Annotated in this window: 4 protein-coding genes; 1 reads left to right on the top strand and 3 read right to left on the bottom strand. The window is 62.5% G+C overall.

Features of this window, described 5'->3' with window-relative positions; genetic code table 11:
• Positions 1-209: 209 nt before the first annotated feature.
• The 3 genes from ndk to VZP09_RS14440 all read right to left on the bottom strand — a co-directional run bounded on the left by ndk (position 210) and on the right by VZP09_RS14440 (position 8076).
• Entirely contained in the window at positions 210-641 is a 432-nt protein-coding gene (gene ndk, locus VZP09_RS14430; protein ID WP_004144312.1) for a nucleoside-diphosphate kinase, read from the bottom strand.
• A 160-nt stretch (positions 642-801) separates the two neighbouring features.
• Entirely contained in the window at positions 802-3126 is a 2325-nt protein-coding gene (pbpC, locus tag VZP09_RS14435) for a peptidoglycan glycosyltransferase PbpC (protein WP_328795235.1), read from the bottom strand.
• Positions 3127-8076, bottom strand: a complete 4950-nt coding sequence (locus tag VZP09_RS14440) for an alpha-2-macroglobulin family protein (RefSeq protein WP_117068565.1) — start codon at positions 8074-8076, stop codon at positions 3127-3129.
• 205 nt (positions 8077-8281) lie between these two features.
• Between VZP09_RS14440 and sseA the strand changes: the two genes are divergently transcribed.
• Positions 8282-9139: a 3-mercaptopyruvate sulfurtransferase gene (gene sseA, locus VZP09_RS14445; RefSeq protein ID WP_002913950.1), complete on the top strand. Its 858-nt coding sequence runs from the start codon at positions 8282-8284 to the stop codon at positions 9137-9139.
• Positions 9140-9249 lie beyond the last annotated feature (110 nt).

A 9249-nucleotide genomic window follows, 5' to 3' on the forward strand; every position in this document is an offset into this window, starting at 1 on the left:
AAAAAATCTGTAACTGACTGCTCAATCCTCTAAGGCTTTTCGATTGTCNNNCCAACGCCGCGACGGTCGAAAAGACGAGGTTTGTATCTCCAAAGTATTTCAGGTCACAGCGAGACGGCGAGTTCGCAAATCCCCGGGAGCATAGATAACTATGTGACCGGGGTGCGCGAAGGAAGCCAACAATGCTGTGGCGTGAAAGACGCAGGAGATTAGCGAGTGCGCGGGCAAACCTCGCCTTCAGCAAAGAAGAACGCGATTTCGCGGGCAGCGGATTCTACAGAGTCGGAACCGTGGGTGCCGTTCTCGGTGAAGCTGTCAGCGTAGTCAGCGCGCAGGGTACCCGCCAGGGCGTTTGCCGGATTGGTGGCGCCCAGCAGGTCACGGTGACGCTGTACCGCATTTTCGCCTTCCAGAACGGAAACCACGATCGGGCCGGAGGTCATGAACTCAACCAGACCGTCGAAGAACGGGCGACCTTCGTGCTCAGCATAGAAACCACGAGCCTGTTCAACGGTCAGGTGCAGCATTTTGGTGCCGACGATTTTGAACCCTGCAGCTTCAAAGCGGGAAAAGATGCTGCCAATAACGTTTTTTGCCACCGCGTTTGGTTTGATGATGGAAAAAGTACGTTCAATAGCCATGATTACCTCTAATTAAATGTTCTGTTGTTGCACATACGATTGTATGGCCTGGCGCGCATTATAATGAGCATCCCCGCCCCTGCCTACGGATGAAGGTAACATTTTGTTAAAATAAGATGAGTATTGAAAACACAAACCGCCAACAACAAATTTACCCTGGTTATTGCAGGGTAAAGCTGGCGGCTGCCGTCTGGCCCGCTTCATCCATCACCACCAACTGCCACTCGCCGGGTTTATCCAGCGTTAGCGTGGTTCTTGCGCCGGCGGCCTCTAACGGTTCGCCATTAATAAACCACCAGCGCCGCCCCTCCCCACCGCTGGTTTGTAGCGGCAACATCACCCGCGCCTCACCCGGGAGACGTTTTATCACTGCCCCATCACGGATGCCGGACAGCACCAGCGGCGCGGTATCCTGAGTCTGTAACGGCGGGCATGACTCCGATGCCGGTCCCAGGCGCGCGCGCCGCCTTTCGCTGGCCGGCAGCCAGGGATCCAGCGGCAGCGGCCAGACTTCGACCTGGCTTTCCCGAGCGCCGGGACAATCCGCCGCCACCCGTTCGCCGTGTTCATTGCGCCACACCGGGAAGCGGATCCCGCGTACGCTCTCCTGCCCCGGCAGCAGCAGAGTCGGCGGCTGGCTGGCATCCAAAAGCCAGCTGGCCAGGCGACGACGACAGTTGCTGTCGCCCGCCGGCAGATCCTGCCCGCCAGGCCAGCAGATTGTCCCCTGGCTGACCGTTGCCGGGCGCGGATCGCTCGGCAGCCCGCCGCGGCTCATCGCCGGGCGGGCCAGCAGCAGATTATTGACCTGGTTGAGCAGCGGCACGGCGCTGGCGAAGCCAAACTGGCCCACCACCGGCGTACCGTCCGGGCGCCCGGTCCAGATGCCTATCAGATATCGCGCATTGAGGCCGACCGCCCACGCGTCGCGATAGCCGTAGCTGGTGCCGGTTTTCCACGCCAGCGGCACCGCCTGCGGCAGCGAGGCATCGGGAACCGGTTGCGCTTCGCCGGCCAAAATACGCCGGACGATCCATGCCGCCCCGGGCGACATCAGCGCGCGCTCGGTCAATGGATCGCTCGGCTTCAGGCGCAGCCGCGCCGCCTTGCCATGGCGGGCGAAGGCGCTGTACGCCGCGACAATATCTTCCAGCCGCGCCCCGGCGCCGCCGAGGATTAGCGACAGATTCGGCTCTGCGCCAGCGGGCAGCGTCAGGGGCAGCCCGGCGTTGCGTAAATTAGCCGCAAAGCGTTTTGGTCCATAGGCTTCGAGCACCTGCACCGCCGGCAGATTCAACGAACGCACCAGAGCCTCGCTGGCGCTCACCGGGCCATGAAACCCGCTGTCGAAATTACCGGGGCGATAATCGCTAAAACGCCGTGGCACATCCTGTAATAGCGATGCCGGGTGAATCAGCCCCTCATCCATCGCCATCGCGTAGATAAAGGGTTTCAGCACCGACCCCGGCGAGCGTACCGCCGAGACCATATCAATATGGCCGAAGCGGCTGTCGTCGGTGATATCCGCCGAGCCCACCCAGCCGCGAACTTTCATATCCGTGTGGTCGACGACAATCATCGCCAGCGAACTGCGCGGCGGCAGGCGCGATTTCCAGTTCAGCGCCAGATCTTCCAGTTGCCGCTGCAGTCCGGCATCCAAAGTCGTCACTACCTTTTCATCACGACTGGTCGCCAGCGCCCGGCGTGAAAAAAGCGGCGCCAGCTGCGGCATCTGGCGCGGAAACAGCCATACTGGCTCCTCCATCGCTTCCTTTACCGCCTGCTCCGGCCAGACGCCCTGGNTGAGCATTCGCGTAAGCACTTTATCACGCGCCGCCTGGGCCCGCTGCGGCCAGCGGTCCGGACGTAAACGACTGGGCGCCTGGGGAAGTACCGCCAGCAGCGCCGCCTCGCCGTAGCTAAGCCGGGCAGGCGGCTTACCGAGATAGGCCCAGCTGGCCGCGCCGATCCCCTGCAGGGTGCCGCCAAACGGCGCGCGGTTCAAATAGAGGGTTAGAATGTCGCTTTTTGACAGATGCCACTCCAGCTGCAGCGCTCGCCACAGCTGGCGCAGCTTGCCGCCGAAGGTGCGTGGATGGGGATCAAGCAGGCGTGCCACCTGCATGGTAAGCGTGCTGCCGCCCGAGATAACTCGCCCGGAAGTAAGATCCTGCCAGGCGGCGCGCAGCACCGCGAAGGGATTGACCCCCGGATGGCGCCAGAACCAGCGGTCTTCATACTGGATGAGCGCCTGCAGATAGCGCGGCGACACGTCGGCGAGCGTGACCGGATAACGCCAGACGCCCTGCGCGTCGGCAAACCGCCACAGCGGCGTCCCGTCTTCCGCCACCACCACACGGGCAGGCGTGACGTCATGCAGCGGCAGCGGCCACAGGCGATCGGCCGCCAGCACCGCCAGCCACAGCAGAAAAATAAACGCCGCCAGCCAGCGCCAGCGGCGTTTTACCCGAGGCAATACGCGCATTTACGGCGTCACGGTGAGCGGACCGCTGGCCGCTCCTGTCGCCCGCCACTGCGGCGCATACATCGATTCCACCTGCGGCTGCGGGACCTGATAAGTGCCCGGCGTCACCGCCCGCGCCAGATAGACCAGCGTCACCGGCTGGCCTTCATTGACAGCGACGGCGGCGACAAAGCGGTCATCGCGGAACTCGATATGCTGAATATCCGCCTGCTGCATCTGGTTAAGCAGGTTTTGCACCGCGTCGCCATTCTCCTGCAGGCTGGCGCTGCTGTTGGCCAGATTCTGGTTTTCCAGCTCCAGACCGGCTGGCAACAGATCAACCACCAGCGCGTCAGGCACGTTGCGTTTGGCGGTCACCTCCAGCTTGACGAGCACCAGTTCGCCGCTGCGCAGTGAAGACAGCGATTTCTGCTGCCCCTGGGTATCGAAAATAGTGCGTTCAATCCCCAGGACGTTACCGCCCGGCTGCGGCGCGCTTTGCGGATAGCCGCTGCTGTCGAGACGCAGCCACAGCGGCTGACTGCCGGTATTACTCACCTGCAGCGCCGCCAGCCGATCGCCGTCGAGGTTGCGGGTTTGCGCTTTGTCGCCGGCCAACGGCTCCGCCTGCAGCGAGGTTTTCGCCTGCCAGCTGCCCGGCAGGTCCGCCAGCGTACGTCCGGCAAGGAACAAGGCGTTGGTTTCCTGGGTCGACAGCCAGCGCTGGCCATAGGCCTCTTCCGACAGCGTGCTCAACAGCTGATTTTGCACCTCCGGCAGCAGTTTATTCTCTTCCAGCAGCGCCAGCTTCAGGGCGTTATCGCGCAGCGGGCTACCGTAATCGCCCAGCCAACGATTCTCATCCTGGCGCGGGGTGGCAACCGCCAGCTTCAGGGCGGCGTCGCCGCGCGGCGCATCGCCCATGGTTTTCAGCGCAATGCCGAGCTGCAGCAGCGGCAAGCCGGATCGCGCCTGGTCGTGACGGCTCCAGATTTCACGCAAGGCGCCGAGCGGCGCTTTTTGCTGACGCGCCAGCACCAGCGCGGCGTATGCCTGAGCGGCAAAGCGGCTAGCCTGGGCGTCGTCGCTGTAGCGCACGGTCATCAGGCCTGGCTCCTGCAGATAGCGCAGTAGGCGCTCGTTGCCTTTATTAATGGCGTTGACCGGTACGCTATAGCCCTGCTCGCTGGCGCGCACGAGGAAGTCCATGGCGTAGGCGGTCAGCCAGTACTCTTCCGGCCCCTCTCTATCCCATAGCGCAAAGCCGCCGTTTTCCAGCTGCATCTGCAGCAGGCGTGAAATACCGACATCGATGGCCGCGCGGCGTTTTTCGTCGCTGTCCCCGCTAATGCCCAGCGCCTTTAGCTGCGCCGCGCTGGTATACAGGGACGGGAACAGGCCGCTGGCGGTCTGCTCAAGGCAGCCGTAAGGATAGGCTTTCAGCTCGCGGATATAGCGGGCGAGATTCAACGGTGGTTTACCGCTGAGCAGCAGTTGGCCCTGCAGCGTTTGCGGGGCAAAGCCCTGGCTCTGCGCCGCCGGCGGCTGCCAGCTTTCACCTGGCTGCAGCACTGCGCCGCTGTTGACGGTCTGTGCCGGGTACGCCGGACGCACGCCGATTTTCCACTGTTTTTGCAGCGGGGCGAAGGTTTCGCCCGGCAGGCTCAGGCCGCTGATGGTGGCATTAACCTGACCATCGCCGAAGCCCGCCAGCGCGCTCACTGGTATAAACAGCGTGCTGCGCGCCCCCGGCGCCAGCTGTACCGGCGGCAGTTGGCCATCGGTCAAGGTCACCAGCCCGCTGGCGGTAAGATGTACCTGCAGGGTTTGCGGTTTGTCGGTCAGATTGCTGAGATCCAGCGCCAGCCGTGTGGTATCGCCGCTGGCGAGGAAGCGCGGGGTGTTCAGTTCGGCGATGACCGGGGCGGCCACCACCACTTTATCTTCGCTGCTGCCGAAGTCATCCGCCGTCCACGCCTGGGCCATCACCCGCAGCTCGCCGTTAAAATCGCCAATGGGTAACGTCACCGTGCCTTCGCCCTGATCGTTCAATACCACCGGCTGCGCCTGCTGGGCGACGATCGTCACGTGGTTGACCGGCGGTTTGCCGCCGCGTTTTAACTCGTCGCCATCGCCGCCGAAGCGCAGGCTGGCCACACGTCCCTGCCCTTCGATCACCTGGCCGTAGATGTCATAGATATCTGCGCCGTAACGCTTCTGGCCAAAGAAGGCGTTCCACGGATCCGGGGTAGCGTAATCGGTGATATTCAGTACTCCGCTATCCACCGCCGAGAGCAGGACGTTGACCCGTTTCGGCGCCTCGCCCTCTTTGACGCTGGCTTTCACTTTCACCGTCAGCGGCTGGTTGGGGCGCATTTTGTCCGGGGCCTCCAGCGCCAGCGTCAGGCGACGGTTTTCATCGCCCAGCGGCAGATGCAGCAGGCCCACCGCGCGTTTCGGCGTTGCCGAGCGCGATTTATCGCCGGGACGAACCACCAGCGTGCTGAAGTAGAGGTCGTGGCGATTCCAGGTTTTATCCACCGGGATCGACAGGTCCATCCCCTCCGCCGGGACGTCAATTTCCTGCCACCACAGCGGCCCTTCGCTGGATTCCACCATTGCGTAGCCTTTACCCGCCGCCGGGGCGGCGATGTGCAGCCTGATGGTGTCGCCCGGTTTATAGCTCGGTTTATCCAGCTTCATGGTGACCCGGTCAGGACGCGCCGCGCCGGCGCCTTCGCTGTTATCCTGCCAGCTGTAGCCCGCCCAGAAGCGCACGCTGCTGACCACGTCGTCCGGTCCTTTCACCTCCAGGCGATAGGATCCCCACTCCACCGGGAAGCTCACTTTGCCGATCTGGCCGGCCTGCAGGTCCAGCGACTCCTCGCCCTCCTGCAGATCTTTTTGATCGAACTGCGACTGCCAGCCTTCGCTGTCGGACCAGTTCCAGTAGTAGTCGCGCCGCTCGCGGATCAGCCGCACCTGGAGACCGGAGATCGCTTTTTTCTCGCCTTTGACGTCGGCATAGACGATATCAAACGCGGCGTTACTGTTTTCATCCACCACCGGCTGTTTGACGGTGGTATCGGTGCGGTAATCGTAAACGTCCTTCAGCGTAAATTGCGGGCGGATCCCCGGCAGCGCCTCGGCGGGCCAGATCGGCTGCTTAACCGTACGGGTCACCGGGCGACCGCCGGATTCCAGCAGGCTGGCCTGCAACACCACCTGCAGCGGCGAATGGCTATCCTGCCATTGGCTTGAGGTGGTCACTTCGCCATGGCCTTTTTCGTCCAGCGTCAGCTGGACTTCATCCAGACTACGGGAGAGGTTTTCTTCCGCAATATCGCCGAACTGGAAGCCCGGCAGCGCAGCGACGGCGTCGCGCAGCGGGCGCAGGAACAGCTTGCCCTGCAGCTGGTTGCCGCTGGCCGGCGCGCCGTAGAGATAAGCGCCGCTAACGCCAAAGGTGACGTCGGCATCCGGCGCGACTGGCGCGGCCTGCGGCGTCAGGTTCAGGGCCATGCGTTCCGGCATAAAGTCTTCAACGTGGAAATCCCATTCGCGCGGCTGGTTGTCGCCGGCGCTGGCGCGAATGTGCCACATGCCGGTAGCCGCGCCGCTGTCGAGCGGATAAGTAAACTGGTACAGGCCATTCACTGGTTTACTCATCACCGAGCGGATCACCTGGCCGTCCGGCTGAACCACCTCCAGTTTCACCGGCTGCTCCGCCAGCGGCTTGCCGTCGCTATCGCGCAACAGCGCATTAAGGATCACCGTTTCGCCGGGACGATAGAGATCGCGCGGGCCAAACATAAAGAACTGTTTGCTAAAGCCGGGCGCGCCTGCGATAGAGAATTCCGCCAGATCCAGCGCCGGCAGCTTGAGGTCGAGGAGCGTGGTCTGCCCCTCTTTGCGCGCCAGCAGCAGCGCGGCTTCTTTATCGGTTTGCAGGGTGACGTGGCCCTGGCTGTCGCTTTTCGCTTCCGCCAGGGTCTGCCCTTTGGCATTGAGCAACTGCACCTCAATACCCGACTGGGCGGCGCCGTTTTCCAGACTCTGGGTAAAAACGTCCAGCCGGTTATGGTAGCGATGCGCCGAGACGCCGATATCGCTGAGGGTAAACAGCGTCGCCGCGTTGCTGTAGCTATAACGGCCCGCCGGGTTCATGACCGCCACGTAGACGCCAGGCTGCTGGAGCGGCTTGATGTCGCTCAGCGGCAGCAGCAGCTTTTCGCGAGTATTACGCGCCGGGTTGAGATCGAAGCGGCCGCTGTAGACCAGATCCGCCATCTTCAGCAGTTCATCAGATTCCCAGTTGCTTAACGAGTTACGGTATTCCCACTGACTGACAAAGGCGGAGAGCGATTCCGGCTTAATGCGGAAGAAATTAACGTCGACATTATCGACGTTCAGCGCCATCACCGGCAGCCCGGCGACCACGTTGCCCGGCAGCAGCGAGCCGCGGCTGGCAAACCCAACGCTCGGTGCGATATCGCGGGTGGTCAGGGTCTTCTCAAACGGTTTATCGAGCGTCGCCTTGTTCAGGGCGGTCAGCGTCGGGTCGACTGAGACAATCAGCTCGCGCTTTGGCTCAAGGTGACGCAGACGCAGCTCTTTCAGATTCGGCGCCAGCTCCCAGGCACCGTCCACCTTACCGCTTTTCTTGTCGACCAGATGCACGCTGCGCGAGAAATCCTGGTCCGGCTGCAGCGGGACGGAAAACGTCAGCACCAGGGTCGCGGCGCCATCCAGTTGCACCTCCGAGGCGTCGAGGAGCGTCAGCGCTTTACCCTGGCTTTTTTCCGCCAGCGCCGCCAGCTGGGCGCGGTCCGGTTTTGCCGTCGCGCCTGGGTTGCTATCCGCGGCTGGCGCCGGGGCCGAGGCCTGCGGTGTACCGCTGTCATCACACCCGGTTAATGAAAATGCGGTAAGGAGCGCCAGTGATAGCGCCGCTAAACGAAATGGTTTCATCCTTCTAACCCCTCGGCCGATGAGCCTGATGCAATTTGTCACATTTATTATGCGTTATGGCGGCGCTTCTCAACAGTGACGAAGCGGGTTTCTGCCGATTAATCAGAAAAGTGCCGTGACGCCGTCCCCACTCTGGCGTCCTTAACTTGTCAGCGCCAGCTAAAACGCCGACAATTCAGTCATGAATAATAAAACGGAGGCACCTATGTCCACCTCGTTTTTTGTCGCTGCCGACTGGCTGGCAGAACATATTGATGACCCGGAAATTCAGATTATCGACGCCCGCATGGCGCCCGCCGGGCAGGAGGCCCTGCGGGATATGGCCGCGGAATACCGCGCCGGCCATGTGCCGAACGCGCTGTTTTTCGATATCGAGGCGCTATCCGACCACACCAGTCCGCTGCCGCATATGATGCCGCGGGCCGAAGCGTTTGCCGTCGCCATGCGCGAACTGGGCGTCTGCAGCGATAAGCATCTGGTGGTCTATGACGAAGGCAATCTGTTTTCCGCCCCGCGCGCGTGGTGGATGCTGCGCACCTTTGGCGTAGAGAAGGTGTCAATTCTGGCCGGCGGACTGGAGGGCTGGCGGCGCGACGAACTGCCGCTGGAACAAGGGATGCCGGAGGTGGCCGAAGGGGAATTCGACGTGCGGTTCGATCCTCAGCAAATTAAGCGTCTGACCGACGTCCTGTTGGTCAGCCATGAAGGATCGGCGCAGATTGTCGATGCCCGTCCGGCGGCCCGGTTTAACGGCCAGGCCGACGAACCGCGCCCGGGCCTGCGCCGCGGGCATATCCCCGGCGCGCTGAACGTACCGTGGACGGATCTGGTGATTAACGGCGAACTGAAAACCGTTGACGAGCTGAACGACATCTTTTTACGTCAGGGTGTCGATTTTGAACGGCCGATCATCGCCAGCTGCGGCTCGGGGGTGACGGCGGCGGTGGTCGTGCTGGCGCTCACCACGCTTGGCGTGAACGGCGTCTGCCTGTATGACGGCTCCTGGAGCGAATGGGGCGCGCGGAGCGATCTGCCGATTGAACCGGCCCCTGCCGCTCCGTAAACACGGCGTGACCGCGGGCCTCCCGTTCCGCGGTCACTAAATAATTTCTGATTTTCTCTCCCACTTTCTTCTGCTTCTCGCTAAACCGGTTACTCTGTGCTGCCGCAGGG

It is taken from the genome of Klebsiella sp. EMBS2024 (assembly GCF_036233805.1).
Classification (GTDB): domain Bacteria; phylum Pseudomonadota; class Gammaproteobacteria; order Enterobacterales; family Enterobacteriaceae; genus Klebsiella; species Klebsiella pneumoniae.

What these genes read in the sequence shown, in the direction of transcription:
- VZP09_RS14440 (WP_117068565.1), bottom strand. Translation starts at nt 8,076, where the DNA reads ATGAAACCATTTCGTTTAGCGGCGCTATCACTGGCGCTCCTTACCGCA.
- ndk (WP_004144312.1), bottom strand. Translation starts at nt 641, where the DNA reads ATGGCTATTGAACGTACTTTTTCCATCATCAAACCAAACGCGGTGGCA.
- sseA (WP_002913950.1), top strand. Translation starts at nt 8,282, where the DNA reads ATGTCCACCTCGTTTTTTGTCGCTGCCGACTGGCTGGCAGAACATATT.